Origin of the sequence: Nocardioides furvisabuli (assembly GCF_021083185.1) — a bacterium.
Taxonomy (GTDB): domain Bacteria; phylum Actinomycetota; class Actinomycetes; order Propionibacteriales; family Nocardioidaceae; genus Nocardioides; species Nocardioides furvisabuli.
In genome coordinates this window covers 383,968-410,524 of the sequence record NZ_JAIGQB010000003.1, presented here as the reverse complement: position 1 = coordinate 410,524, position 26,557 = coordinate 383,968, and the positions used below count along the sequence as shown (strand labels likewise).

Below are 26,557 nucleotides of genomic sequence, written 5' to 3'. Positions count from 1 at the left end.
GTGGTGACATGTCCACAGTTCTCGTCACCGGTGCCACCGGCTTCATCGGCCGTCGCCTGGTCCCCGCCCTGGTCGAGGCCGGCCACGACGTCCGCGCCATGACCCGCCGCCCCGAGGCGTACGACGGCCAGGGCACGCCGGTCGGCGCCGACGTGTCCGACCTCGAGTCGCTGCGACCGGCGCTCGAGGGCGTCGACGTGGCGATCTACCTCGTCCACTCCCTCGACGACCCCGACTTCGAGCGCAAGGACGCCGACGCCGCTCGCAACTTCAGCGCCGCTGCGGCCGCGGCCGGTGTCAGCCAGATCGTCTACATGGGCGGTCTCGGCGACGACGACGGGGAGCTGTCGGCCCACCTGCGCTCACGGCGCGAGGTCGAGGGACTGCTCGGCACCGACGGCGTGCCGGTCACCGTGCTGCGTGCCGCGATCGTGGTCGGCCACGGTGGCATCTCGTGGGAGCTCACCCGCCAGCTGGTGAAGAACCTGCCGGCGATGGTCGTGCCCAAGTGGGTCGGCACCCGCACCCAGCCGATCGCCATCGACGACGTGGTGCGCTACCTGTCCGGCGTGGTCGGCAAGGAGGAGGCGCTCGGCCGGGTCTTCGAGATCGGCGGTCCTGACCAGCTGACCTACCGCGAGATGCTGCAGGGCGTGGCACTCGCGATGAACGGCCGCAAGCTCCCGATCGTCGTCGTCCCGCTGCTCACCCCGGGCCTGTCGTCGCGCTGGCTGGCGCTGGTCACCGACGTCGACGTCACCACGGGACGCAACCTCATCGACTCGATGTCCACCGAGGTCGTCGTGCGCGACACGTCGATCCTCCAGGTCGTGCCCGGCGAGCCGCTGACCTACGCCGAGTCCGTACGCTGCGCGCTGGCCGAGCGGGCCGAGGCAGGCCTAGAAAAGTAGCGGCAGCAGGAAGAGCATCGACAGCGACCACGTGATGTGGGTCAGGATCGGCGCCAGCACGCCGCCGCTCGCGCGCCGCTCGAGGCCGCAGACCACACCGAGCACGATGGCTGCGAAGCCGAGCATCACGTTGCCCGTGGCGAGCGTCGCGACGACGTACGCCAGCGTGGTCCACAGCAGCGGGTGGCGCGGGATCGCGGCGTACATCGCGCCGCGGAAGAACAGCTCCTCGGCGATGCCGTTGAAGAAGGTGATGACCGCCAGGACGGTCAGCGAGCCCTCGTCGGCGTAGGCGAGCACCGAGCCGACGTAGTCGGCCAGCGGGTCGATCTCGCGGACCACCAGCGCGCCGAGGACGAAGACCCCGACGAGCAGCAGGCCCAGCAGGACCGGCGCCAGGATCGGCCTGATGAAGACCTCGCCGCCGGAGATCCGGCCCAGGTGGAGCCGGCCGGAGAGGAAGGCGCCGGCCGCCCAGATGCCGGCGAGCAGGACCGCGGCGACGTAGAACGTGTTGCCGCCCGGCTCGAGGCGCAGCGACCAGCCCAGCACGACCGCACCGACCAGCACCACGATGGCGGCGACGACCTGCCGGCGCCGGAAGGCCTCCGGGGTGTCGCGCTGGTCGCGCGGGACCACGTCCCACAGCGAGCGGCGGATGAAGGTGCGCATGACCGCCAGCCTAGGAGCCCGCCAACAACTCGCGGACCCTCGGGATGACTTCCTCGCCGTAGAGCCGCACCGACTCGAGGCGCTCGGCGTGCGGGAGCGCGCCGACGGAGTACTTGAGCTGGAAGCGGGAGAGGCCCAGCGTGCGCGCGGCCCAGGCGATCTTCTGCGCGACCGTCTCGGGCGAGCCGACGAAGAGTGCTCCCTGCGGCGACGCCGCCTGCTCGAACTGGATCCGGGAGTACGGCGGCCAGCCGCGCTCGCGGCCCAGGCGGGTGTAGAGCTCGGCCTGGTGGGGGTGGAGCTGCTCGCGTGCCTCGTCGTCCGTGGCCGCGACGTGGCCGGGCGAGTGCATCCCGATCGGCAGCTCGGCGTGGCCGTACTGCTCCAGCGCCCGGCGGTACAGGTCGGAGAACTGGACGAAGGCAGCGGGCGACCCGCCGATGACGGCCAGCACCAGGGGCATCGCGTACCTCGCGGCGCGCACGACGGACTCCGGGGTGCCGCCGACGGCGATCCACGCGGGCAGCTTGCCCGCCGCGGTCGTCGGGTAGACCTGCTTGGCCTCCAGCGGCGCCCGGATGCTGCCCTCCCACGTCACCGGCTTCTCGTGCTGGAGCGCGGAGAAGAGGTCGAGCTTCTCGGCGAAGAGCCGGTCGTAGTCGCCGAGGTCGAGGCCGAAGAGGCCGAAGGACTCGATGAAGGAGCCGCGTCCGAGCTGCACCTCGGCTCGCCCGCCGGAGACCGCGTCGAGGGTGGCGAAGCGCTGGTAGACCCGGATCGGGTCGTCGGAGGACAGCACGGTGACCCCCGTGCCGAGGCGGATCCGCTCGGTCTGGCCGGCGATCGCAGCGAGCACGACATCGGGCGCGGAGACGGCGTAGTCGGCCCGGTGGTGCTCGCCCAGACCGATGTAGTCCACCCCGACCCGGTCGGCCAGGACAGCTTCTGCGACCACCTCGCGCAGCGTCTCGGCGTGGTTGCCGGGCGCGCCGTCGAGCGGCGCGTCGCCGAAGGTGTCCAGCCCGAGCGAGATCTGCTCGCGGGTGCCGAGGACGGAGTGGTCGAAGTCGGGCATGTCGCTCCTTCGTTGACTGGTTGAAGGGTCAACGACGAGCGGGGGTCCGGCATTCCGTCAGCCCCCGGAGACGATCTCGCCCCTGAGTCTCCGAGAGACTCAGGGGCGAGGAACGACTGCGAGGGGTCAGCGGCCCCGGCTGAACGACGAGGCGCTGTGCGCGCGGTTGCCGCCGGACGAGGCGCCGCCCTGGCCCTGGCCGCCACCGGAGCGACGACGACGGTTGCCGCCCCCGCCCTGGCCGCCGCCGGCACCCTGACTGGCACCGGCACCGGCACCCTGGCCGCCGCCGGAGCGACGACGCTGGCCGCCAGCGGTGGAGCCGCCGGCGGAGCTGCCCGGGGTCTCGCTGGTGTAGCTGGTCGGGTTGCCGCGACGCGATCGGCCGCCGGTCTCGCCGGTCGCTCGCGCACGCTTGCGCTGGGCGTTGGCACCGGTCGAGCGACCGCCGCCGCCACCGCGGCCGCCCGTGGAGGTCGACACCTCGACGACGAGGCCGCCGGGCGTGCTGCGCACGCCGGGGGCGAGCTGCTCGAGCATCGCGTGACCGGGTCCGGTGATCCTGGTGGTGGTCGGCTTGATGCCGGCCTGACGGGTCAGGTCGCGCACGTCGCGCTGCTGCTCGTCGGTCATCAGGGTGATCACGGTGCCCTCGGCGCCGGCGCGAGCCGTACGGCCCGAGCGGTGCAGGTAGGCCTTGTGCTCGGTGGGCGGGTCTGCGTGGATCACGAGCGCCACGTCGTCGACGTGGATGCCGCGCGCAGCGATGTCGGTCGCGACCAGCGTGGTGGCCTTGCCGGAGTGGAACATCTCCATGTTGCGCGTGCGCGCGTTCTGGCTGAGGTTGCCGTGGAGGTCGACCGAGGGCACGCCGGACTTGTTGAGCTGGCGGGCCAGCGCCTTGGCGCCGTGCTTCGTGCGGGTGAAGACCACGGTGCGCCCGGGGGCGCTCGTCAGGTCGACGAGCACCGGCACGCGCTGGTCACGCGAGACGTGGAGCACGTGGTGCGACATCGTCGAGACCGGCGACTGCGCCGAGTCGGCCTCGTGGGTGGCGGGGTTGGTGAGGTAGCGCTTGACCAGGACGTCGATCGCCTTGTCGAGCGTGGCGGAGAACAGCATCCGCTGGCCCGTGCGGGGCGTCTTGTCCATGATCCGGCGCACGCCGGGCAGGAAGCCGAGGTCGGCCATGTGGTCGGCCTCGTCGAGGATGGTGACCTCGACGGCCGACAGGTCGGCGTAGCCCTGGCCCATCAGGTCCTCGAGGCGACCAGGACAGGCGATGACGATGTCGACGCCCTTCTTGAGCGCGGTGGTCTGCGGGCCCTGGCCCACGCCGCCGTAGACGACGACGGTCGACAGGCCGGAGGCCTTGGCCAGCGGCAGCAGCGAGGCGTGGATCTGGCCGACGAGCTCACGCGTCGGGGCCAGGATCAGTGCGCGCGGCTTGCGCGGCATCGCCGGCAGCTTGCTCGCGTCGAGGCGGGCGACCAGCGGGAGCAGGAAGCCGTACGTCTTGCCGGAGCCGGTGCGGCCGCGGCCGAGCACGTCGCGCCCGGCGAGGCTGTCCGGCAGCGTCGCGGCCTGGATCGGGGTCGGGGTGGTGATGCCCTGCTGCTCGAGGATCGTGACGAGCGAGGAGGGCACGCCGAGTTCGGCGAAGTTCATGTGAGTGCTTTCGGTTGGCGTCTCGCCACCGTGAGCCGCTGCGTCGTTCTCGACGGGATGTGCGGCGTACGTGCCTCAGTGTGAGGAAGGGTCCCGCCGCGAGCGTGTCGGGCGAGCCTGCGCCCGGGGCAAGACCGGCCGGGCGTCTGAGGACCCCACGGTAGCGGTACGCGTGGTGTTCGCGTGAATCCCAGCGCGGGAGGGCCTCGTCTCAGTCGCCCTCGCGGCGGCGCTCGAGGAGCACCGTGTCGCGCCACGCGCCGTCGAGCTGCGCGATCCGCCGGCGCACCGCCAAGGTGCGGAACCCGGCGGAGTGGTGCAGGGCGAGGCTCGCGCGGTTCTCCGGGAAGATCGAGGTCTGGAGCGTCCACAGCCCGGCCCGGTCGGCCTCGGTGACCTGCGTGAAGAGCAGGGTCCTGCCCACCCCCCGCCCGCGCGCCCGCTCCGCGACGTAGACCGAGCTCTCCCCCACCCCGGAGTAGCACTCACGCGTCGAGACCGGCGTGATGGCCGTCCACCCGACCACATCACCCTCGAGCTCGGCCACCCACGACGCCCCGGGGAGCCAGCGCGAGCGCAGCTGCTCCGCGGTCGGCACCTGCGTCTCGAAGGTGGCGTTTCGCGTGGCGAGGCCCTCGGCGTAGATCGCCAGCACCGCGGGCAGGTCCGCGTCGGTGGTCGGGCGGGTGACGACGTCCACGGGCAGGTCCTCGGGGCAGCACGGGGGTGCCGACAGCGTGCCCATCACGACGTCCGCAGCGTGCGGGAGCCCGGTGCAGCAGGCCGCATTGACCGAGACCATGCTCGAGGTGCCGACCTTGTCGACCACCACGAAGCCGACCCTGCGCAGCAGCTCGACGTGGTGGGAGCAGGTGGACTGGCTGACCTCGAGCGCCTGCGCGAGGTCTCCCACCCGCATGGCGCCGGTCCGCGACGTCGAGAGCGTGTGCAGCAGCCGGACGCGCGTCGGGTCCGCCAGGACGGCGAACCACTCGGCGTACTCCTCCGCCTCGGCCTTGCCGAGCACGGCGGGCGCCTCTCGCTGCAGGGTCATGCAGCCAGACTACCTTGCCTTCATCGATGTCCGTCGATAGAGTCGTTACATCGACGCCTGTCGATGTAATGACCCGAACCGCAGGAGACCAGCCATGCCCCACCCCGTCGTCATCATCGGAGCCGGTCCCATCGGGCTGGCCGCAGCCGCCCACGCCGCCGAGCGCGGCCTGGACTTCGTCGTCCTCGAGGCCGGGCCCGACGCCGGCGCGGCGGTGGGCGAGTGGTCGCACGTGCGGCTGTTCTCGTCGTGGGCCGAGCTCGTCGACCCCGCGGCCCGTCGGCTGCTCGAGGCGGGCGGAACCTTGACCGCGCCCGACGACGGCGCCTACCCGACGGGAGCCGAGTGGCGCAGCGCCTACCTCCGACCGCTCGCCGAGGTGCTGGACCAGCGTCCCGGCGGCTCGATCCGATTCGACAGCCGCGTCGTCGGCGTCAGCCGCGCCGGCCGGGACCTGCTCGTGGACTCCGGCCGCGAGGACGACGCCTTTGCCCTCCACGTCGACGGGCCCACGGGACGCGAGCGTCTGCTCGGCAGCGCCGTCGTCGACGCCTCCGGCACCTGGACCCGTCCCAACCCGCTCGGCGCCGACGGCCTGCCCGCGCTCGGGGAGGCCGACCACGCCGACCGGATCACCTACGGCATCCCCGACCTCGCCGACCCCGCCGTCGCCGGCCGCTACGCCGGCAGGCACGTCGCCGTCGCCGGGAAGGGCGCCTCGGCCCAGGGCGTGCTCATCGGGCTGGCCCGCATCGCCGAGCGTGAGCCGACGACGCGGGTGTCCTGGCTGCTGCGGCGGCCCTCTGTCGGCGACGCCTTCGGCGGGGGCGACAACGACCAGCTCGAGCAGCGCGGCCGGCTCGGCCAGGACGCGAGGACCGCCGCCACCAGCGCGCAGGTGAGCACGGTGACGCGGTTTCGCACCGAGGCCGTCGCCGCCCAGCCCGACGGCCGCCTCACCCTCGTCTCGACGGACGGGCAGCAGGTGTCGGACGTGGACGAGGTGATCGTCGTGACCGGGTTCCGCCCCGACGTCACGTTCCTCTCCGAGGTGCGACTCGACCTCGACCCCGCCCTCGGTTCGGCGCGCGCGCTGGCCGGCGAGATCCACCCCGACCACCACAGCTGCGGCGACGTGGCGCCCCACGGCCACCGTGAGCTCGCCCAGCCCGAGCCGGGGCTCTACCTGGTCGGCATGAAGTCCTACGGCCGGGCGCCCTCGTTCCTCGCGATGACCGGCTTCGAGCAGGTGCGCTCCGTGGTCGCCGCGCTCGCCGGTGACCTCGAGGCCGCGGACCGGGTCGAGCTGGTGCTGCCGGCGACCGGCGTGTGCAACGGGGCCGGCAGCTTCGACGCCCCCGACGCGCTCGCGGAGGCGGACGGCGGCGGGTGCTGCGGACCGATCGACGCCGAGCCGCAGCTGGTCGCGCCGGGGCGCCCCGAGCAGTGACAACGCCCGCGGGGCACGGAGCACCGGTGGCCCGTGCCCCGGACGCGCTCGACGACGCCGGCCTCCGACAGGTCGTCGTGGTGCTCAGCGCCGTGCAGATCGTCTCGTGGGGCGTCCTCTACTACGCCTTCGCCGCGCTGCAGTCCTCGATCACCGCCGACACGGGGTGGTCTGCAACAGCGGTCACGGGCGCGTTCTCACTCGCCCAGCTCGTGTCCGGCGCGATCGGCATCTGGGTCGGGCGCCACATCGACGCCGTCGGGCCGCGCAGGGTGATGACCGCCGCGTCCGTCGTCGCGATCCCCGGGATCACGGCCGTGGCGCTGGCCCCCGACCTCACGGTCTTCTACCTCGGGTGGGCGCTGACCGGCGCCGCGATGGCGGGCACCCTCTACCCGCCCGCGTTCGCCGCCCTCACCCACTGGGGAGGCGTACGCCGGGTCCGCGCGCTCACCACGCTCACCCTCGTCGCCGGCCTCGCGAGCACCGTCTTCGCCCCGCTCGCGTCCGTGCTGGACGACGCCCTCGGCTGGCGCCTGGCCTACCTGGTCCTGCTGGCCGGGCTCGTGTTCGTCACCGTGCCGCTGCACTGGTGGGGACTCGACCACCCGTGGCGGCGCGAGCCCCCCGCGACCGGCATGCCTGTGCCGGCGCAGCAGTCGTCGGAGGTGGTGCGCAGCAGGGCGTTCGTGCTGCTGACCACTGCCCACGCGCTCACGGCCCTGGCCGTCTTCGCCGTCGTGGTCAACCTGGTCCCGATGCTGGTGGAGCAGGGGATGAGCCGCAACCTCGCGGCGCTGGCCCTCGGGCTCAGCGGGGTGGGACAGGTGGTGGGCCGGCTGGGCTACGCTCGCTTCGCGGCCGGCACCTCGGTGACGGGTCGCGGGGTGGTCGTGCTGGCGGCCCTGGCGGGCACCACCGCCGCTCTGGCGCTGGCCCCGCCCTCGCCGGGCGTCCTCGTCGCCGTGGGGATGGTGCTGGGGCTGGCCCGCGGCGTCCACACGCTGGTGCAGGCGACCGCGATCACGGACCGATGGGGACCTACGTCGTACGGCACGCTCAACGGCCTGATGAGCGCACCGACCCTCGTCGCAGCCGCGACGGCCCCCTTCGTGGGAGCGGTGCTGGCCACCGCACTGGGCTCCTACGCCCGGGCCTTCCTGGCGCTGGCGGGGCTGGCTGCGCTGGCCGCCGTGCTGATGGCGTACGCCGCACCGGCCGGGCTTCCGGACGACCGGTCCGGACGACCGGGCTCAGGCGTCGGCGAGCACTGACGGGGGCAGCTCGAGGTCCGGGACCAGCTCGACGAGCAGGGCACGGACCCGGCCGTCGAGGTCGGCGATGATCGCGCGGACCGTCTCCTCGTCCCGGCCGCCCGGGTCGGCGACCGGCCAGTCGACGTAGGTCACGCCGGGCACGTAGGGGCACTCCTCGCCGCAGCCGAGCGTGATCGCCATCGTGCTGGCCGCGACGGTGTCGCGGGTCAGCAGCTCGGGACGCTCACGGGAGGCGTCGAGGCCGAGCTTCTCGAGGACGGCCGCGACCTCGGGGTGGACGTGGTCCCCGGGCTGGGTGCCGGCGGAGAGCGCGAGCACCCGGCCTCCGGCGTAGTGCTCGGCGAGGACACGGCTGATCACGGACCGCCCGCCGTTGCGGACGCAGGCGAAGACGATCTGCGGGGTGCCGGAGGTGTCGCTCATCGGTGGGCTCCTGAGGAGTGGGTGGAGGACGGTTCGGAGGTGCCGTCCCGAAAGAACCGGCGGGCCCAGAGGCTGACGTAGACCAGGCCGACCAGGGCGGGGACCTCGATGAGCGGGCCGACCACGCCGGCGAGGGCCTGGCCCGAGGTCACCCCGAACACGCCGATCGCCACGGCGATCGCGAGCTCGAAGTTGTTGCCGGCAGCGGTGAAGGAGACTGCCGTCGCCCGCTGGTAGTCGAAGCCGAGCACCTTGGTCAGCAGCATCGAGCCGCCCCACATGAGGACGAAGTAGGCCAGGAGCGGCACCGCGATGCGGGCGACGTCGAGGGGCTGGCTGGTGATGGTGTCGCCCTGGAGCGCGAACAGCAGGACGATCGTGAAGAGCAGGCCGTAGAGGGCAGCGGGCCCGATCCGCGGGAGGAAGCTGGACTCGTACCACTCACGGCCCTTGGCCCGCTCACCGAGCGTGCGGGTGAGGAAGCCGGCCAGCAGGGGGATCCCGAGGAACACCAGCACCGACTTCGCGATGCCCCACACCGAGACGTCGAGCGCGGACTGCTCGAGGCCGAGCCAGCCGGGCAGGACCTGGAGGTAGAAGTAGCCGAGGAAGGCGAAGGCCAGGATCTGGAACACCGCGTTGATGGCGACCAGGATCGCCGCCGCCTCGCGGTCACCGCACGCGAGGTCGTTCCAGATCAGGACCATCGCGATGCAGCGGGCCAGCCCGACGATGATCAGGCCGGTGCGGTACTCCGGGAGGTCGGGCAGCAGCAGCCAGGCCAGGGCGAACATCAGCGCCGGACCGAGGACCCAGTTGAGCACGATCGAGGTCACCAGCATGCGGGTGTCGCGGGTGACGTGGCCGAGCTCGTCGTAGCGCACCTTGGCCAGGACGGGGTACATCATGATCAGCAGGCCGACCGCGATGGGGAGCGAGACCGAGCCGACCTCGACGGCGGCGAGCGCGTCGTCGAGGCCCTCGACCACCCGGCCGAGGAACAGCCCGACGACCATGGCGACGCCGATCCACACCGGCAGGAACCGGTCGAGCGTCGAGAGGCGCTGGAGGACCGGGTCCGCACCAGCGCCCGAGGACGGGGCGGCGGGCTCGTGCACGGTGTCGCTCATGCGCCTGCTCCCGCCAGGGCGGCGGACGGGACAGGGGACGGAGCGGCGGTGAAGAGGCTGCCGAGGGCCCGCATCGCCTCGGGACGCGCGATGTAGTAGACCCACGTGCCGCGCTTCTCCCGGTGGAGGAGGCCGGCGTCGTGCAGCACCTTGAGGTGATGGCTGATGGTGGGCTGGGAGAGGTCGAAGTAGGGCAGGAGGTCGCAGACACACGCCTCTCCGCCCTCGTGCGAGAGCACCAGCGAGAGCAGCCGCAGGCGGGCCGGGTCGGCGATCGCCTTGAGCATCGGCACGACGCCGTCGGCCTGGGCGGGGGTGATGGGCTCGCGGGCGAGGGGGACGCAGCACTCGAGGCCCTCGGGGGCGCCGACGTCGCAGGCGGCAGGTGACTTCGACATGTGTCTATGTTGACAGAGGTCGATGCATCCCGCCACATTGACGGACATCGACATTGATCGATGTCGATGCCATCTCTTCCGGAGGTACGTCATGCCTGACGCCACGACCCCGACGCCGTCCCCGTCGACCAGCCACCAGCGCGTCGCGCTCGCCTCTGCGAGGGCGGAGCTCCTCGAGGAGTTCGCCGGGACCTTCGCCCCCGAGACCGTCACGGAGTGCCTCGAGGACTCCTACGCCCGTCTGCTCCCGGCCAGCATCGCGGCCTACCTCCCGCTGCTCGCACAGCGCTTCGCGCGCGAGCGGCTGCGCGCTGCGACCCGCGCCCGGACGACGGGCGGATCCGACGCCCACGCCGGCCGTGCCCCGCTCGTGCTGTTCGTGTGCACGGCCAACTCCGGCCGTTCACAGCTCGCCGCGGCCCTGGTGGCGCACCGCTCCGCGGGCCGGGTGGAGGTGGCGTCGGCCGGGACCGCGCCCGGCTCCGCCGTGCAGGCCGAGGTCGCCGTCGTGCTCGAGGAGCTCGGCATCGACGGGGCCGACCTCTTCCCCAAGCCGTTGACCGACGAGGTCGTGGCGGGCGCCGACGTCGTCGTCACCATGGGCTGCGGCGACTCCTGCCCGATCCTGCCCGGCCGCCGCTACCTGGACTGGGCGGTCGCGGACCCGGTGGGGCAGGACCTCACCGCGGTGCGGGAGATCCGCGACGACATCGACCGGCGCGTCACCGAGCTGCTCGAGGGGCTGCGCACGGAGCGCGGGGCGTACCTTGCCCCCCATGCTTCCTGACCACGTCGACGTCGCCGTCGTCGGCAGCGGGCCGGCGGGCCTGGCCACCGCGTTCTACCTCCAGCGCGCGGGACTGGTGCCGGGCCGGGACCTCGTCGTGCTCGATGCGGCGGACCGCCCCGGCGGGGCGTGGCCGCGGACCTGGGAGGGGCTGCGCCTGTTCTCCCCCGCCGGGTTCTCCTCCCTCCCCGGCTGGATGATGCCGCCGTGGGACGACGCGACGCAGGGCTACCCGCCGCGCGACCACGTGGTCGACTACCTCACCCGCTACGAGGAGCGCTACGACCTGCGCGTGCAGCGGCCGCACCGGGTCGCCTCGGTCACCCGCGGCGGTGCCCCCGACGGCCGGCTGCTCGTCCGGACCACCACACCGTGGCGGCGCGCGCCGTCGTGTCGGCCACCGGCACGTGGGAGCGGCCCTTCTGGCCCCGCCGCCCCGGAATGGCGGACTTCACGGGCCGCCAGCTCCACACCGTCGGCTACAGCACGCCGGCCGACTTCACCGGGCAGCACGTCGTGGTGGTCGGGGGCGGCAACTCCGCCGCCCAGGTGCTGGCCGAGGTGTCGACCGTCGCCACGACGACGTGGGTCACGGCTCGCACGCCACGATTCCTGCCCGACGACGTGGACGGCCGCGTCCTGTTCGCCACCGCCCGCGCGCGGATCGAGGCGCTCGAGCAGGGGCGCGAGCACGCCGGCGTCGGCGGGCTCGGCGACATCGTGATGGCCGCCAGCGTCAAGGACGCCCGAGCCCGCGGGGTGCTGGAGGCGCGGGCGATGTTCGCCGCGCTCGACAGCTCCGGCGTCGTCTGGGCCGACGGCACCCGGCAGGACTGCGACGCAGTGATCTGGTGCACCGGCTTCCGTCCCGCGCTCCAGCACCTGCGTCCGCTGGGCCTCCGCACCCATGACGGCCGGATCCCCGTCGGCGGCCCGTCGGGCACGGCTGCGCTCGCCGAGCCGCGACTGCACCTCGTCGGCTACGGCGACTGGACCGGGCCCGCCTCGGCGACGCTGGCCGGCGTGGGTCCGTCGGCGCGCGCCACCGCGGCCGCCCTCACCGACCGCTGACCCGCACCGGTCGGCGTACGACTCGGTGGACGAGCATCTGAGGAACGAAGGCGTTTCGATCAATCAGGCGCTCTCGCGGCGGACCAGCACCGGCGGCACGATGAGCCGCATCGGGTGGCCCTCCTCGACGCCGTCGATCCGCTCGAGCAGCAGCCGGGTGGCCCGGGCGGCCATCTCCTCGACCGGCTGGCGCACGGTGGTGAGCGTCGGGGTGGTGCGCTCGGCGACGCCGAGGTCGTCGAAGCCGACGACGGCGACGTCGTCGGGCACCCGGCGCCCGAGGCCGGCCAGCACCCGCAGCGCGCCCGAGGCCATGAGGTCGGAGGCGACGACGAGGCCGTCGAGGTCGGGGTGACGCTCGAGCAGGGCGCGCGCGGCGTCCTCGCCGCTGCCCTCGGTGAAGTCACCGTGCTCGACGGCGTCGGCCTCGAGCCCGGCCGCGGCCATCGCCTGCCGCCAGCCCTCGAGGCGGTCGACCCCGGCGGTCATGTCTGCCGGGCCGGCGACCGTGCCGATGCGCCGGCACCCGCGAGCGACGAGCACCTCGGTGGCCTCGCGCTCGCCTGCGGTGTTGTCGACGTCGACGTAGGTCACCCGGTCGCCACCGGTCCACGGGCGACCGCCGAAGACGCAGGGCAGGCCGAGGTCCGCGAGGTGCTCGGCGAGGCGGTCGTCGCGGTGGTGGGAGGTGACCACGGCGCCGTCCACGTGGCGGTTGGTGAGGTAGCGCAGGGTGCGCGCCGTCGAGGCGCCCGGGCGCGCGAGCAGCAGCACGAGCTGGATGTCGCGCTCGGCGAGCACCCGGTTGACCCCGCGCAGCGTGCCGGCGAAGAACGGGTCGGAGAAGACCCGGTCGTCGGGCTCCGGCACGACCACCGCGATGGAGTCCGTACGCCGCGTGACCAGGCTCCGCGCGGCCGGGTTCGGGACGTAGCCCAGCGTCTGCACGGCGCTGTCCACCGCCGACTGGGCGCGGGCGCTGACCCGCTGGCCGCCGTTGATGGCCCGCGAGGCGGTGGCGCGCGAGACGCCCGCGACCCGGGCCACCTCGTCCAGGGTGGGCGCACCCGGGCGGATCGGGGTGCGCGGCGTGTTCACGCCGACACGCTAGCCGCCCCGCGCGGCGTTCCCCGGGTACCCGGGGAAGCTGGAGGTTCCGGTGCGAAGTTTCGGGGGTGAGGCTCACGTTTCCCCGGGTACCCGGGGATCGCGACGGCCGGACCCTCAGGACCAGCGCAGCACGCCGTCGTCGAGCTTCGCCCGCCGCAGCGCGAGGGCGTCGTGGAGGTAGTTCTGCTTCAGCGTCCAGGGCGCGCGGGTGCCTTGGCGCGGCAGCGTGTGGACGACCCGCTGGACGTAGCCGGCGTCGAAGTCCATGAGCGGGACCTCCTCGACCGACGGGTCGCGCACCGGCACCACCGAGCGCGTGCCGGTGGACCGCATCCGCGACAGCACGCGGACGACGTACTCCGCGACGAGGTCGGCCTTGAGCGTCCACGAGGCGTTGGTGTAGCCGATGGTGAAGGCGAAGTTCGGCACCCCGGACAGCATCATCGCGCGGTAGGCCATGGTGCCCGCCGGGTCGACGACCTCGCCGTCGACGCTCAGCGTGGCGCCGCCGAAGATCCGGAGGTTGAGGCCGGTGGCGGTGACGACGATGTCGGCGTCGAGGTGCGTCCCGGACTCGAGCTCGAGCCCGGTCTCGGTGAAGGTGCGGATCCGGTCGGTCACCACCTCGGCCCGACCGCGCTCGAGGGCGTGGAAGAGGTCGCCGTCGGGCACCAGGCACATCCGCTGGTCCCACGGGTCGTAGGTCGGGTTGAAGTGGGTGTCGACTGCGTAGCCCGGCGGCAGCAGCGCGACGTTGGCCTTGCGCACCAGGCTCCGCACGAGCGCGGGACGGCGCCGGCTGAGCTGGTAGAGCGCGGACTGCACCGCGACGTTCTTCCACCGCGTCACGGCGTACGCCGTCCGCTCGCCGGCCACCGACGTGAGCCGCCGCTTGAAGGCGTCGTTGCCTGGGACGGGGAGGATGTAGGTCGGCGAGCGCTGGAGCATCGTCACGTGCCCGGCCCCGCCCGCGACCATCGCGGGGACGAGGGTGACCGCGGTGGCGCCCGAGCCGATCACGACCACCCGCTTGCGGGCGTAGTCGAGGTCGTCGGGCCAGTGCTGCGGGTGCACCACCTGTCCGCCGTAGCGCTCCTGGCCCTCGAAGTGCGGCGTGTGGCCCTCGTCGTAGTCGTAGTAGCCGCTGCACGCCCACAGGAAGTCGGCGGTGATCGTGCGGGTCTCCCCGTCGACCTCGGCCCGCACGGTCCAGCGCGAGGTGGTCGAGTCCCAGTCCGCCGAGGTCACGTGGTGGCCGTGGCGGACGTGCTCGTCCACCCCGAACTCGCGCGCGGTGTCGCGGAGGTAGGCCAGGATCGAGGCGCCGTCGGCCAGCGCGACGTCGCCGCGCCAGGGTCGGAAGCGGTAGCCGAGGGTGTGCATGTCGGAGTCCGACCGGACGCCGGGATAGCGGAACAGGTCCCACGTGCCGCCGCTGGCGCCGCGGCGCTCCAGCACGGCGTACGTCGTCCCCGGCAGGTCCTTGGCGAGGTGGGCGGCCGCGCCGATCCCGGACAGGCCGGCGCCGATGATCAGCACGTCCACGTGGTCGCTCACGCGGCCAGCGTAGGCGACCCGGCGAGGGCGTGTAACCGTGAGTTACACCTCAGGCCGGCGCGGGTGCCCGACGGGGTCGCAGGTCGCGGGCCATCGCCGCGAGGCCCAGCACCGGACCCGGGAGCAGCAGCCACGCCACCTGAGGTCCGAGGTCGCCCACCAGGGCCGAGGTCAGCGCGATGGCGCCGATGGTGAGCGCGAAGCCGAGGCCGTTCTGGATCGCGAGCGCGCTGCCGACGAGGTGGGGCGGGCAGGCGCGCGCGGACAGGGCGGAGAACTGCGCGGAGTCGGCCACCACCGCCACGCCCCAGAACACCAGGACCGCGAGGACCACCGGGACGGGCGCGGGCGCGAGCAGCGGGAAGACCAGGCAGACCGCTCCCGAGGCGGCCAGGGCCGTCGCCGCGACGCGCACCCCGCCGACCCGCCGGGCCCACACCCCGCCGAGCACGGAGCCGACCGCGCCGGCCGCGATCACGACGAACGTCGTCGCGCTCACCGCGCCGGCGCCGCCGTCGAGCAGCGGGACCAGGAGCAGCGGCACCAGGGTCCAGAAGGCGTACAGCTCCCACATGTGGCCGAAGTAGCCCAGCGCGGCACCCCTGTACGCCGGGACGCGGAAGGCCTGGAGCACCGCACCGGGCCGCAGTCCGACCGCGCCGGCGCGCGGCAGGTGGGGACCGTCACCGAGCAGGAGCACCGCCGCCCCCGCGAGCAGGGCGAGGACCGACGACGACAGCACGACCGTCTGCCACTGCCACCCGACGCCGACCGCGGAGACGAGGTGGGGCAGCGCCGTGCCGAGGGTCAGCATCCCGACGAGCAGGCCCAGCGCCTCGCCGGCGCGGTCCGGCGCCCACGACACGACCAGCTTCATCCCGAGCGGGTAGATGCCGGCCAGGCACAGCCCGGTCGCGAAGCGCCACGCGGCACCTGAGGCCGTGTCGTCGGCCAGCAGCGCGAAGCCGGCGTTGCTCGCCGCGCCCAGCACGCAGGCGACCGCGAAGATCCGGCCGGCGGCGAAGCGGTCGGCGAGGCTGGTGACCGCCGCCAGCAGGGTGCCCGTCGCGAAGCCCGCCTGCACCGCGACGGTGAGGCGTCCGAGGTCGGCGTCGGTGAGCCCCCACGGGCCGCGGAGGTCGGCGGCCGCTGCGTTGGCGCTGAACCACAGCGACGTGCCGAGGAGCTGCGCGAGGACCACGACCGCCACCGCGACGGGGGCGCGTACGGTCCGGCGCTCCTCCATGCGGGCCAGCGTGCCAGACCGGCCGGTCAGGCCCGGGCGTAGAGCTCGACGAACCGGCCGAGCAGGCGCACCGGCTCGGTCACCATCGCCTCGCGCGCCGCGGCCTTGAGCGACTCCCGCTCGTGCGGGGCGTAGTAGCCGTGGGCGCTGTAGGCGTCGATCCGGTCGCAGATCGCGACGGCGTCGAGCTCGGGGTGGAACTGCGTGGCATAGACGTTGCGACCGATCCGGAACGCGTGCACCGGGCAGGTGTCGGTCGAGGCCAGCAGCACCGCGCCGTCGGGCAACCGCGACACCCCCTCCTTGTGGCCGAGGTAGGCCGCGAACTCGTGGGGCAGCGCACCGAGGAGCGGATCGGCCCGGCCCTCGTCGGTCAGGCGCACCGGCAGCGCCCCGATCGGCTCGCCGTAGGTCCGGTCGACGACCCCGCCGGCCAGCGTGCCGAGCACACCGATGCCGTAGCAGGCGCCGAGGAACGGCACGTCCGCCTCGACGACACGCACGGCCAGGGCGTGCAGCTCGGCCTCCGCGCGGCGCTGGACGGCGGACTTCGCGTCCTGCGGGTCGGACATGTTGAACGGCCCGCCACCCAGGATGACGCCCGAGAAGTCGGCGAGGTCGACCTCGCCGAGCGGGCCGGCCTCGAGGCGTACGCGGACCAGCTCGTCAGCGCGCAGGCCGCACCCGGCGAGCACGGCGTCGTACTCCTGCTGGGCGACGTCGTCCTCGGCGCGGGTGCCGAGGAAGAGGAAGGGGCGCACGGGGGTCAGGCTTGCACGGCTGCGCCGGAGTCCAGCAGCGCGTCCACGTCGTCGATGCCCCAGGCGGCGAGCGCCTCGCGGGTGTGCTCGCCGGGGCGCGCGGGTCGGCTGCCGAGGGTCGCCCCGGTCCGCGAGAAGCGCGGGGCCGGCGCTGGCTGGGTGACGCCGTCGCGCTGGACGTAGGTCCCGCGGGCCGCGAGGTGGGGGTGCTGCGGAGCCTCGGTGAGGGGTACGACGGCCGCGACGCAGGCGTCGGTGCCGTCGAAGACCTCGCTCCACTCCGCCTGCGTCTTCTCCTTGAAGCGCCGCACCAGGGCTCGTCTGATCGCACGCGAGCTGGCCGGGTCGTCGCGGTCGGGCAGCTCGACGCCGATGCGCGCGACCAGCTCGGCCCAGAACTGCGGCTCGAGGGCGCCGACGCTCATGTGCTGCCCGTCGGCGGTCTCGTAGAGGTCGTACCACGGCGTGCCGCCGTCGAGGAGCCCCGAGCGCCGCCGGTCCGTGGTGGCGCCGAGGGCCGCGAAGGTCCAGGCCATGGCGTTGAGGTGGGCGGTGCCGTCGACGATCGCGGCGTCGACGACCTGCCCCTGCCCGCTAGCGCGGGCCTCGAGGAGAGCGGCGAGGACGCCGATGACGAGGTAGGTCGACCCGCCGCCGAAGTCGCCCAGCAGGTTGCCGGGGAAGTGCGGCCGGTCGCGGTCCTGGCCGAGGCCGTGGAGGGCGCCGGACGTGGCGACGTAGTTCATGTCGTGGCCCGCGACGTGGCTCCACGGACCGTCCTGGCCCCATCCGGTCATCCGGGCGTAGACCAGCCTTGGGTTGCGGGCCAGGCACTCGTCCGGCCCGAGGCCGAGCCGCTCGAGGGTGCCCGGCCGCATCCCCTCGACGAGCACGTCGGCGCCCTCCACCAGGTCGAGCACGGTCGCGACGGCGTCGGGGTGCTTGAGGTCCAGCGCGACGCTCGGGCGGCCGCGGTTGAGCACGTCGTGCTCGCCGGTGCCGAAGGCGCCACCGCCCGGACGGTCGACACGGACGACGTCGGCGCCGAGGTCGGCCAGGAGCATGCAGGCGTGCGGGCCCGGCCCGATGCCGGCGACCTCGACCACCTTCACGCCCCGCAACGGTCCGGTTCCCTGCCCCAGCGCGTACGTCATGCGGACGATCATGACACCGGTGCTGTCAGGGTCGCGCCACCTCGTCCAGCGCGCGGCCGAGGTCGGCGCACAGGTCCTCGGGGTCCTCGAGGCCGATCGAGAGGCGCAGCACGTCGGCGTCCGGCTTCGCGTCCGCGGCGACCGGTCGGTGGGTGAGCGCCGCAGGGTGCTGGACCAGCGAGTCGACGCCGCCGAGGGAGACGGCGTGGGTGAACAGCCGGACCGACTCGGTCACGCGCGACGCGGCGGCGTAGCCCCCCTCGACCCGGAAGGCGAGCATCGCGCCGGGGCCGCGCATCTGCCGGCCGACGAGTCCGAGCGGGTCGCACTCGGCGAGGCCGGGCCAGCGCACCTCGCGCACGGCCGGGTGCGAGCCGAGCCAGGCGGCGACCTTGCCGGCGCCCTCCTGCTGGGCGCGCACGCGCAGCGGCAGCGTGGCCAGGCCGCGGTGGAGCAGGTAGGCGCCCATCGGGTGGAGCAGCGCGCCGGTCACGGCGCGGACGCGGCGCAGCGCGGCCGCCCACTCCTCGGAGCAGGCGATGACACCGCCCATCGCGTCACCGTGGCCGCCGAGGTACTTCGTGGCGCTGTGCAGCACCAGCGCGGCGCCGTGGTCGGCGGGGTTCTGCAGCACGGGGGTGGCGAAGGTGTTGTCGACCAGGACGGGTACGCCGCCGGCCGCGGCGACGACGGCGTCGAGGTCGACGAGCTCGAGCGTCGGGTTGGCCGGCGTCTCCAGGACGACGAGGCAGGTGTCGGGTCGTACGGCGCCCCCCACCTCGTGCGGTGCGCAGTAGGTCGTCTCGACCCCGAGCATCCCCGAGGCGAGCAGGTGGTCGGTGCCGCCGTAGAGCGGACGGACGGCGACGACGTGACGGCCCGGGCCCTCGGCCACGGCGGCCAGCACCGATCCGGTGACGGCGGCCATCCCGGTCGAGAAGGCGACTGCCGCCTCGGTGTGCTCCAGGCCGGCGAGCGCCTCCTCGAAGCGCGCCACGGTCGGGTTCCACAGCCGCTGGTAGACCATGCCACCCGCGGCCGGGTGGCCGCCGGTCGCCATGGACTCGTACGACTCGCCCCCCGCGTCGATGCTGGGCAGCGGGTTGGTCGTGGACAGGTCGAGCGGGAGCGCGTGGACGCCGAGCGCCCCCAGGTCGGCGCGGCCGGCGTGGACGGCGAGGGTGTCGAGGCTGGTCATGGCGCCACGGTCGCGGAATCCTCGACCGAGGGCAATACACTCCGAACAACTGCCTCCAAAGAGGCATGCACGCCGAAGATCACGAGGAGCACACCGTGCCTGCTGCATCCCCGTCCGTGGATCCTGCGCCCCTCGACGCGCTCGACCGACGCCTGCTCACCGAGCTCGCGGCGGACGGGCGGGTCACCAACGCCGCGCTCGCCAAGCGCCTCGGCATCGCAGAGTCGACCTGCCTGCAGCGGGTGCGCTCGCTGCGCGAGCGTGGGGTCGTGCGCGGGGTCCACGCCGACGTCGACCTCGCAGCGCTCGGCTTCCCGATCCAGGCCGTGATCAAGGTGCGGCTCGGCAGCCACAACCGCGACCACGTGGCGAGCTTCCACCAGGTGCTGGCGCACGTGCCGGGCGTGCTGCGGATCCTGCACGTCGGCGGCGAGGACGACTACCTGCTCCACGTCGCCGTCTCCTCGACCACGCAGCTGCGCGACCTCGTGCTCGAGCACCTCAACGTGCACCCCGTCGTGCGCCACACCGAGACCCAGCTGGTCTTCGAGGAGATCGCCGGCGCGGGCGTGCTGTGACGAGGACGGCATTGCAACTCGTTGCATAGGTCGGGCACCATGTCCCCATGGCCCTCGAGCACGCCCTCCTCGTCGCGCTCAGCGAGCGACCCGCGAGCGGCCTCGAGCTCACGCACCGCTTCGAGAAGTCGCTCGGCTTCTTCTGGCACGCCACCCACCAGCAGATCTACCGCGTGCTGGCCCGCATGGAGGCCGACGGCTGGGTGACGGTCGAGGTCGTCCAGCAGGAGGGCCGCCCGGACAAGCGCGTCCACACGCCGTCCACCGCCGGGCGCCGGGTGCTGGCCGAGTGGCTGGCCGAGCCGATGCCGATGGAGACCTTCCGCAGCGACGTGGCCGTCAAGCTGCGCGGAGCGTCGTACGGCGACCGCGCGCGGCTCGCCGCGCACCTGGACGACCTCCGCGCTGACCACGCGACGCGCCTGGCGCACTACGAGCAGATGGAGCGCGAGCAGTTCCCCGACCCCGACGGCCTCACCGGCGCGGCGCTCGACCAGTGGCTGGTCCTGCGCGGGGGCATCCGGATGGAGCGCTTCTGGATCGACTGGTTCACCGACTACCTGCAGGCGCACGAGGGTCTCGAGGCCCGCGGAGTTCATGCTGAGGAGCCGAGGGACGAGGCGTCTCGAAGTGCTCGCACCACACCCACCGAGAGAGATCGATCATGACGCACCCCACCTACCCCCACCTCCTCGAGCCGATCACGCTCGGCGCCGGGCCGGACGCGCTCACCCTGCGCAACCGCGTCGTGATGGGCTCGATGCACACCGGCCTCGAGGACCACCCGTGGGACATCGACAAGCTCACCGCGTTCTTCACCGAGCGCGCGCGCGGCGGCGTCGGTCTGATCATCACCGGCGGCTACGCCCCCACCAAGCGCGGCTGGCTCAAGCCCTTCGCCTCCGAGATGACCAACCGCCTCCACGCGATGCGCCACCAGCGGATCACCGGAGCGGTGCACGACGCGGGCGGGGCGATCGCGCTGCAGGTGCTGCACGCCGGGCGCTACGGCTACCACCCGCTCTCGCAGAGCGCCTCGGACAAGAAGTCGCCGATCACGCCCTTCAAGCCGCACGCGATGTCGAGCAAGGAGGTCGACCACGCCGCGACCGCCTTCGCCAAGAGCGTCGCGCTCGCCCGCAAGGCCGGCTACGACGCGGTCGAGATCATGGGCTCCGAGGGCTACCTCATCAACCAGTTCCTCGCCGCGCGCACCAACGACCGCGACGACGAGTGGGGCGGCTCGGCCGCGCGCCGGATGCACTTCCCCGTCGAGGTCGTACGCCGCTCGCGCGAGCTCGTCGGCGACGACTTCCCCATCGTCTACCGGATCTCGCTGCTCGACCTCGTCGAGGGCGGGCAGACCTGGGAGGAGACCGCCGAGCTGGCGCTGCACCTGCAGGCCGCGGGCGTCACCGCCTTCAACACCGGCATCGGCTGGCACGAGGCCCGGGTGCCGACGATCATCACGCAGGTGCCGCGTGGCGCGTGGCGGTCGTGCACCGCGCGGCTCAAGCAGGTCGTCGACGTGCCGGTCTGCGCGTCGAACCGGATCAACACTCCCGAGCTCGCCGAGGAGATCCTCGCCGCCGGTGAGGCCGACCTCGTGTCGATGGCACGCCCGCTCCTCGCCGACCCGGCCTTCGTCGCCAAGGCGATGGACGAGCGCGCCGACGAGATCAACACGTGCATCGCCTGCAACCAGGCCTGCCTCGACCACGTGTTCTCCAACGACCGCGCGTCCTGCCTGGTCAACCCCCGCGCCTGCCACGAGACCGAGCTGCTGCTGACCCCGACGATGCGCAAGCAGACCGTCGCGGTCGTCGGAGCCGGCCCCGCCGGGCTGGCCGCCGCGACCAGCGCCGCCGAGCGCGGCTTCGCCGTCACGCTCTTCGAGAAGTCGCCCGAGCTGGGCGGGCAGTTCCGCCTCGCGATGGCGGTGCCGGGCAAGGAGGAGTTCGCCGAGACGCTGCGCTACTTCACCCGCCGTCTCGAGGTCCTCGGCGTCGACGTACGCCTCTCGACCGAGGCCTCGGCCGACGACCTCGCCGGCTTCGACCAGGTCGTCGTCGCGACGGGCGTCGAGCCCCGGATGCCGGACATCCCCGGCATCGAGCACGGATCGGTGGCGTCGTACGCCGAGGTGCTGAGCGGTGCGGTCGTGCCGGGCAAGCGGGTCGCGGTGATCGGCGCGGGCGGCATCGGCGTCGACGTCAGCGTCTTCCTCACCCACGAGCACGAGGACCTCGACGACTGGATGGCCCACTGGGGCGTCGGAGACCCCGCGCTGCACGTCGGCGGGCTGACCGAGGCCAAGCCGCGCACGCCGGCGCGCGAGGTCACCCTCATCCAGCGCAAAGCCACGCCGATCGGCATCGGCCTGGGCAAGACCTCGGGCTGGGCGCACCGTGCGGTGCTGAAGCAGTCGGGCGTGACGCAGGTCCGCGGCGCGACCTACGACCGCATCGACGACGCGGGGCTGCACATCACCGTCGACGGCTCGTCACAGGTCATCGAGTGCGACACCGTTGTCGTCTGCGCCGGCCAGGACTCGGTGCGCGGGCTCTACGACGCCCTGGACCGCGAGGCCCACCTCATCGGCGGAGCCACAGTGCACCTGATCGGCGGAGCCGATGTGGCCGCCGAGCTCGACGCCAAGCGGGCGATCAAGCAGGGCACGGAGGTCGTGGCCGCCCTGTGACGGCAGGTGGTGAGTGATGTTCCCCCCAGTACCTCTCCCTCGGCCGCTCGCGCCCCGGCGGATGCACCTGGTCCGAGATCCCTCGGGAACGGCCACGACCGGGGCGTGCGTGCGGACCCGATACCTTGGGTCGCGCTCGCGAACCCTTTCGTCGCGACCCTGATCGTGAGGAACACCGTGTCGGCTCAACCGCCCCCGTGGGCAGCGTCCTACGCCCCTGGCGTGCCCCTCCACCTCGACTACGGCGACACCACGGTGCTCGACCTCTGGGAAGGCGCGGCACGCCACCACGCCGACCGGCCGGCGCTGGACTTCCTGGGCCGGGTCTCGACCTACGCCGACGTCGACGCCGAGGTGCGGCGCGTGGCGGGCGGCCTGCACGCGCTCGGCGTACGTCCCGGCGACAACGTCGCCCTGGTGATGCCGAACTGCCCCCAGAACGTCATCGCCTTCTTCGCGGTGCTGCGCCTCGGCGCGACGGTGGTGGAGCACAACCCGCTCTACACCGCGGCCGAGCTGCGCCACCCCTTCGTCGACCACGGCGCCCGCGTGGCGATCGTGTGGGACAAGGTCGTGCCCGTCATCGAGGGCCTCGTCGCGGACACGCCGCTGGAGCACGTGGTCGCCGTCGACATGACCACCCGCCTGCCGTGGAGCAAGCGGCTGGCGCTGCGCCTGCCCGTCGCGAAGGCCCGGGCGGCGCGGGACCTGCTCACAGCGCCCGCCCCGCAGGTGATGCAGTGGGCCGGGCTCGCCGCCGCGGAACCGCTGGACGAGTCGCACCCGCGCCCCGACAAGGACGCGGTCGCGCTGCTGCTCTACACCTCCGGCACGACCGGGGTGCCCAAGGGCGTGCCGCTGCTGCACCGCAACCTCGTCGCCAACGTGGTCCAGGGCCGCGCCTGGGTGCCGGGGCTGCGGGAGGGCGAGGAGTCCTTCCTCGTGGCCCTGCCGCTCTTCCACGCCTACGGCGTGACGGTCAGCGTGCTGCTCGGCGTGGCGCTCGCCGCCAAGCTGGTCCTGCTCCCCAAGCCCGAGATCAGCCTGATCATGGACGCGATCGCGCGCGAGGTGCCGAGCTTCGTGCCGGCGGTGCCGCCGCTCTACCAGCGCATCGTCGACGAGGCGGAGCGCCGCAAGGTCTCGATCGTCGGCATCCGCTACGCCCTGTCCGGCGCGATGCCGCTGCCCGCCCCGCTCGTCGAGCGCTGGGAGGCCGCCACGGGCGGGCTGCTGGTCGAGGGCTACGGCCTGACCGAGACGTCGCCGGTGATCGTCGGGAACCCGATGTCGCGCGAGCGCCGGCCCGGCGCCATCGGGGTGCCCTTCCCCGACGTGGAGATCCGCATCGCCGACCCCGAGGACCTCGACCGCGCGGTGCCGCAGGGCGAGCGCGGTGAGCTGCTGGTGCGTGGGCCGCAGGTCTTCACCGGCTACCGCGGCCTGCCCGAGGAGACCGCTGCGTCCTTCCACGAGGGGTGGTTCCGCACCGGCGACGTGGTGACGATGTCGCCCGACGGGTTCCTGACGATCGTGGACCGGATCAAGGAGATCATCATCACCGGCGGGTTCAACGTCTATCCCTCCGAGGTGGAGGCCGTGATCCGCACCCACGCCGGTGTCGTCGACGTGGCCGTGGTCGGCCTCCCGCACGAGGACGGTGGCGAGGAGGTGGTCGCGGCCGTGGTGCTCGTCGAGGGCGTCCCGGTGCAGCCCGACGAGCTGCGCGCGCACACGCGGGAGGGCCTCACGCCCTACAAGGTGCCGCGCCGCGTCGTCTTCCTCGACGAGCTGCCGACCAACCCGATGGGCAAGGTCCTGCGCCGCGAGGTGGCGAGCCGGATCCTGGGGTCCTGAGCGTGCGTCGGCCGGCGCGCACCGGCACCCGGCGTGCAGCCCGAGGCCTCATGATGGAGTCATGACCTCACACGACATGACCGCACCCGGTGTCGACGACCGGGCCCTGCGCTCGCTGCGCGGGTGGAACCTCGCGCTCACCGTGCTCCACCTGGCGCAGGCGGTCGCCGTGGTGGTGCTGGCGACCGACTTCGCGATCACCATCACGCAGTCGCTGCCGACGGGTCCGCCCGGCAGCGCGATCGCGTCGCCCGAGAGCGTGCTCGACCTGCGCGTCGGGCAAGCGATCGCCGCGTTCCTGGGGCTCGCCGCCCTCGACCACCTGCTGACGGCGACGGTCCTGCGCGGCACCTACGAGCGCGACCTGCGCCGGGGGATCAACCGCTTCCGTTGGGTCGAGTACTCGTTCAGCGCGACGATCATGGTCGTGCTCATCGCGCTGTACGCCGGCGTCGTGGACGTCGCGGCGCTGATCGGGATCATCGGCGCCAACGTGGCGATGATCCTCTTCGGCTGGCTCCAGGAGTCGGCCAACCCGCCCGGCAGCACGACCCGGACGATGAAGCCCTTCTGGTTCGGCTGCGTCGCGGGCGCCACGCCCTGGGTCGCGATCGGCCTCAACCTCCTCGCCGCCGAGGAGGTCCCGGGCTTCGTGGTCGGGATCTTCGTCTCGCTCTTCGTCTTCTTCAACAGCTTCGCGCTCAACCAGTGGCTGCAGTACCGCGGCATCGGGCCCTGGCGCAGCTACGCGTTCGGGGAGCGGGCCTACCTCGTGCTGAGCCTCGTCGCGAAGTCGGCGCTGGCCTGGCAGATCTTCGGCGGGTCCCTGGCGCCGTAGGGCTCAGGCTCGCGGCGGGAGCAGCTTCGAGGGTCCCGTCGCCCTGGCCTCGCCGCGGTCGACGGCACTGTCGTGGCTGTCGCGGGCGCGCTGGAGCAGCGCCATCAGCTCCTGCTCGTTGCGTGCCTTCTGGCGGTACTTCGGCCCCAGCGCGATGATCTGGTCGCGCTCGGCGAGCAGCAGGTCGTAGATGCGCTCGCGCTCGGCAGGGTCGCTGGTGTACTCGGAGTCGAGGTAGTCCTCGGCATGACGCCGGGCGTTGCTGATCGCGTTGCGTGCCTTGCCCGCCGGGCTGACGAGCGACGCGACGACCACCACGACGAGGACGCCCAGGATCACGCTCAACGACACGGACGTGCTGATCTCGGTCACCGGGACCGGCTCGCCGTCGTTGATGAAGCCGACGTTGTTCTCGTGCAGCGCGTGGAGGATGAGCTTGACCCCGATGAAGGCCAGGATCGCCGCCAGGCCGTAGGAGAGGTAGATCAGGCGGTCGAGCAGTCCCTCGATGAGGAAGAACAGCTGGCGCAGCCCGAGCAGCGAGAACGCCACCGCCGTGAAGACCAGGTAGGTGTTCTGCGTGAGCCCGAAGATCGCCGGGATCGAGTCGAGCGCGAAGAGGATGTCCGTGCCGCCGATGGCCACCATGACCAGCAGCATCGGCGTCATCACTCGCTTGCCGTCCTGGATGGTGAAGAGCTTGTCCCCGTCGTAGTGGTCGGTTGCGGGGATGACCTTGCGGGACAGCCGCACCACGAAGTTGTCGGCAGTCTCGGCGTCGTCGTGGTCGGACTTCAGCATGTTGCCGGCCGTGAGGATGAGGACCAGTCCGAAGAGGTAGAAGACCCACGCGAAGGTGTTGATCAGCGCCGCGCCGACGAAGATGAAGCCGGTGCGTGCCACGAGCGCGAAGGCGATGCCGAACAGCAGCACCTTCTGCTGGTCCTCGCGGGGGACCCGGAAGCTGGACATGATGATGAGGAAGACGAACAGGTTGTCCACCGAGAGCGCCTTCTCGGTGATGTAGCCGGCGAAGTACTCACCACCCGGGGTCGGTCCCCCGAGGAGCAGGACGCCGAGGCCGAACATGATCGCGATGCCGACGTAGAGCGCCGACCAGATCGCCGCCTCGCGCAGCGTCGGCACGTGGGCCTTGCGGACGTGGAAGTAGAAGTCGAAGAGCAGCAGGCCCACGATGCCGGCGATCGTCAGGCCCCACACGAGCGGAGACACCTCCATCACGTGCCTCCGTCACCGCTGCAGCGAGGGTGGCCGGCGGGGGTCAGCACTGCCACCGCCCCTGGGCGCCGGCACCTGGCGTGCACGCCACGCGTTGCCGCGGGGCGCCCAGCGCCTCGTGGACGGCAGCATCCGCAGGCCGAGCAGTCCCACGACCAGTGCACAGGCGACGACGTCCTCGAGGTCGCCGTAGGAACCGAGGGCCCACCATGTCCATCGCGCATCGTCCATCCCGCACCTCCGTGTTGCCGACTCACGCCGGACTCCCGGAGGTCTTCCCCACCGCAGCTGCTCGAGCGGCCGACGCACCGGGGCGGACAGGGCCGACCGGGGTGACGATGTCGTCGAGGACGGGGTACTCCCCTCTGCTCCCCATGATCCGCGCCCGGACGTCCGCGGTCA

General features: G+C 73.0%; 25 protein-coding genes and 1 pseudogene. 11 read left to right on the top strand and 15 right to left on the bottom strand.

The window, feature by feature from the left end:
* Positions 1 to 8: 8 nt before the first annotated feature.
* Complete coding sequence (locus tag K4G59_RS08370; protein ID WP_231250503.1) at positions 9 to 911, top strand: NAD(P)H-binding protein; 903 nt, start codon at positions 9 to 11, stop codon at positions 909 to 911.
* Here the strand turns inward: K4G59_RS08370 and K4G59_RS08365 are convergent.
* The 4 genes from K4G59_RS08365 to K4G59_RS08350 all read right to left on the bottom strand — a co-directional run bounded on the left by K4G59_RS08365 (position 900) and on the right by K4G59_RS08350 (position 5,380).
* Positions 900 to 1,583 (bottom strand): CPBP family intramembrane glutamic endopeptidase, encoded by a 684-nt coding sequence (locus K4G59_RS08365; RefSeq protein ID WP_231250502.1) that lies wholly within the window; start codon positions 1,581 to 1,583, stop codon positions 900 to 902. The two genes, K4G59_RS08370 and K4G59_RS08365, sit on opposite strands and share 12 nt — an antisense overlap.
* Before the next feature lie 10 nt (positions 1,584 to 1,593).
* A complete protein-coding gene (locus tag K4G59_RS08360) occupies positions 1,594 to 2,658 on the bottom strand; it encodes an LLM class flavin-dependent oxidoreductase (RefSeq protein WP_231250501.1) in 1,065 nt (354 codons plus the stop codon).
* Between the two features lie 126 nt (positions 2,659 to 2,784).
* Positions 2,785 to 4,326, bottom strand: coding sequence for a DEAD/DEAH box helicase (locus K4G59_RS08355; RefSeq protein ID WP_231250500.1), 1,542 nt, complete (start codon positions 4,324 to 4,326; stop codon positions 2,785 to 2,787).
* 211 nt (positions 4,327 to 4,537) lie between these two features.
* Positions 4,538 to 5,380 (bottom strand): helix-turn-helix domain-containing GNAT family N-acetyltransferase, encoded by an 843-nt coding sequence (locus tag K4G59_RS08350; RefSeq protein ID WP_231250499.1) that lies wholly within the window; start codon positions 5,378 to 5,380, stop codon positions 4,538 to 4,540.
* 94 nt (positions 5,381 to 5,474) lie between these two features.
* Here K4G59_RS08350 and K4G59_RS08345 point away from each other — a divergent pair, with 94 nt between their 5' ends.
* Both K4G59_RS08345 and K4G59_RS08340 read left to right on the top strand, forming a co-directional pair.
* A complete protein-coding gene (locus tag K4G59_RS08345) occupies positions 5,475 to 6,830 on the top strand; it encodes an FAD-dependent oxidoreductase (protein ID WP_231250498.1) in 1,356 nt (451 codons plus the stop codon).
* A gap of 26 nt (positions 6,831 to 6,856) precedes the next feature.
* On the top strand, positions 6,857 to 8,104 hold the full coding sequence (locus tag K4G59_RS08340) for an MFS transporter (protein ID WP_231250497.1): 1,248 nt from the start codon (positions 6,857 to 6,859) through the stop codon (positions 8,102 to 8,104).
* Here K4G59_RS08340 and K4G59_RS08335 read toward each other — a convergent pair.
* The 3 genes from K4G59_RS08335 to K4G59_RS08325 are packed head-to-tail and all read right to left on the bottom strand — an operon-like array spanning position 8,084 to position 10,058.
* Positions 8,084 to 8,530 carry an arsenate-mycothiol transferase ArsC gene (locus tag K4G59_RS08335; RefSeq protein ID WP_231250496.1) on the bottom strand — a complete coding sequence of 149 codons (447 nt, stop codon included), beginning with the start codon at positions 8,528 to 8,530 and terminating at the stop codon, positions 8,084 to 8,086. The genes K4G59_RS08340 and K4G59_RS08335 overlap by 21 nt on opposite strands.
* Positions 8,527 to 9,660 (bottom strand): ACR3 family arsenite efflux transporter, encoded by a 1,134-nt coding sequence (gene arsB / locus K4G59_RS08330; RefSeq protein ID WP_231250495.1) that lies wholly within the window; start codon positions 9,658 to 9,660, stop codon positions 8,527 to 8,529. Before arsB ends, K4G59_RS08335 begins: the two co-directional genes overlap by 4 nt.
* Positions 9,657 to 10,058: an ArsR/SmtB family transcription factor gene (locus K4G59_RS08325; protein ID WP_231250494.1), complete on the bottom strand. Its 402-nt coding sequence runs from the start codon at positions 10,056 to 10,058 to the stop codon at positions 9,657 to 9,659. The genes arsB and K4G59_RS08325 overlap by 4 nt, the downstream gene beginning before the upstream one ends.
* A gap of 91 nt (positions 10,059 to 10,149) precedes the next feature.
* On the opposite strand from K4G59_RS08325, the gene K4G59_RS08320 reads away from it, so the two are divergent.
* The 3 genes and pseudogenes from K4G59_RS08320 to K4G59_RS08315 all read left to right on the top strand — a co-directional run bounded on the left by K4G59_RS08320 (position 10,150) and on the right by K4G59_RS08315 (position 11,916).
* Positions 10,150 to 10,845, top strand: coding sequence for an arsenate-mycothiol transferase ArsC (locus K4G59_RS08320; protein ID WP_231250493.1), 696 nt, complete (start codon positions 10,150 to 10,152; stop codon positions 10,843 to 10,845).
* Positions 10,835 to 11,164: pseudogene (locus K4G59_RS20645) on the top strand (oleate hydratase); the annotation flags it as partial. The gene K4G59_RS08320 and the pseudogene K4G59_RS20645, both read left to right, overlap by 11 nt.
* Positions 11,165 to 11,217: 53 nt before the next feature.
* Positions 11,218 to 11,916 (top strand): FAD-dependent oxidoreductase, encoded by a 699-nt coding sequence (locus K4G59_RS08315; protein ID WP_343997148.1) that lies wholly within the window; start codon positions 11,218 to 11,220, stop codon positions 11,914 to 11,916.
* Between the two features lie 63 nt (positions 11,917 to 11,979).
* Here K4G59_RS08315 and K4G59_RS08310 read toward each other — a convergent pair whose 3' ends face one another.
* The 6 genes from K4G59_RS08310 to K4G59_RS08285 form a co-directional block, all read right to left on the bottom strand.
* Entirely contained in the window at positions 11,980 to 13,014 is a 1,035-nt protein-coding gene (locus K4G59_RS08310) for a LacI family DNA-binding transcriptional regulator (protein ID WP_231250492.1), read from the bottom strand.
* Positions 13,015 to 13,140: 126 nt separating this feature from the next.
* Positions 13,141 to 14,583, bottom strand: a complete 1,443-nt coding sequence (locus K4G59_RS08305; protein WP_231250491.1) for a flavin-containing monooxygenase — start codon at positions 14,581 to 14,583, stop codon at positions 13,141 to 13,143.
* Positions 14,584 to 14,632: 49 nt separating this feature from the next.
* Positions 14,633 to 15,829 (bottom strand): MFS transporter, encoded by a 1,197-nt coding sequence (locus K4G59_RS08300; protein WP_231250490.1) that lies wholly within the window; start codon positions 15,827 to 15,829, stop codon positions 14,633 to 14,635.
* Positions 15,830 to 15,855: 26 nt separating this feature from the next.
* A complete protein-coding gene (locus K4G59_RS08295; RefSeq protein WP_231250489.1) occupies positions 15,856 to 16,590 on the bottom strand; it encodes a glutamine amidotransferase in 735 nt (244 codons plus the stop codon).
* A gap of 5 nt (positions 16,591 to 16,595) precedes the next feature.
* The gene (locus tag K4G59_RS08290) at positions 16,596 to 17,744 is read right to left on the bottom strand and encodes a CaiB/BaiF CoA transferase family protein (protein ID WP_231250488.1); all 1,149 of its coding nucleotides are present in this window, start codon (positions 17,742 to 17,744) and stop codon (positions 16,596 to 16,598) included.
* Positions 17,745 to 17,769: 25 nt separating this feature from the next.
* Positions 17,770 to 18,942, bottom strand: coding sequence for a trans-sulfuration enzyme family protein (locus K4G59_RS08285; RefSeq protein ID WP_231250487.1), 1,173 nt, complete (start codon positions 18,940 to 18,942; stop codon positions 17,770 to 17,772).
* A gap of 95 nt (positions 18,943 to 19,037) precedes the next feature.
* Between K4G59_RS08285 and K4G59_RS08280 the strand changes: the two genes are divergently transcribed.
* From K4G59_RS08280 to heR, 5 genes are all read left to right on the top strand, one after another.
* A complete protein-coding gene (locus tag K4G59_RS08280) occupies positions 19,038 to 19,520 on the top strand; it encodes an Lrp/AsnC family transcriptional regulator (protein ID WP_231250486.1) in 483 nt (160 codons plus the stop codon).
* 47 nt (positions 19,521 to 19,567) lie between these two features.
* Positions 19,568 to 20,188: a PadR family transcriptional regulator gene (locus K4G59_RS08275; protein ID WP_231250485.1), complete on the top strand. Its 621-nt coding sequence runs from the start codon at positions 19,568 to 19,570 to the stop codon at positions 20,186 to 20,188.
* Positions 20,185 to 22,221: an NADPH-dependent 2,4-dienoyl-CoA reductase gene (locus tag K4G59_RS08270; protein WP_231250484.1), complete on the top strand. Its 2,037-nt coding sequence runs from the start codon at positions 20,185 to 20,187 to the stop codon at positions 22,219 to 22,221. The genes K4G59_RS08275 and K4G59_RS08270 overlap by 4 nt, the downstream gene beginning before the upstream one ends.
* Before the next feature lie 165 nt (positions 22,222 to 22,386).
* Positions 22,387 to 24,078, top strand: coding sequence for a long-chain-fatty-acid--CoA ligase (locus K4G59_RS08265; protein ID WP_372461801.1), 1,692 nt, complete (start codon positions 22,387 to 22,389; stop codon positions 24,076 to 24,078).
* Positions 24,079 to 24,139: 61 nt separating this feature from the next.
* The gene (heR, locus tag K4G59_RS08260; protein WP_231250482.1) at positions 24,140 to 24,916 is read left to right on the top strand and encodes a heliorhodopsin HeR; all 777 of its coding nucleotides are present in this window, start codon (positions 24,140 to 24,142) and stop codon (positions 24,914 to 24,916) included.
* Between the two features lie 3 nt (positions 24,917 to 24,919).
* On the opposite strand, the gene K4G59_RS08255 is transcribed toward heR, so the two are convergent.
* Entirely contained in the window at positions 24,920 to 26,155 is a 1,236-nt protein-coding gene (locus tag K4G59_RS08255; RefSeq protein ID WP_231250481.1) for a TerC family protein, read from the bottom strand.
* Positions 26,156 to 26,167: 12 nt separating this feature from the next.
* A complete protein-coding gene (locus K4G59_RS08250; RefSeq protein ID WP_231250480.1) occupies positions 26,168 to 26,386 on the bottom strand; it encodes a hypothetical protein in 219 nt (72 codons plus the stop codon).
* Between the last annotated feature and the right edge of the window lie 171 nt (positions 26,387 to 26,557).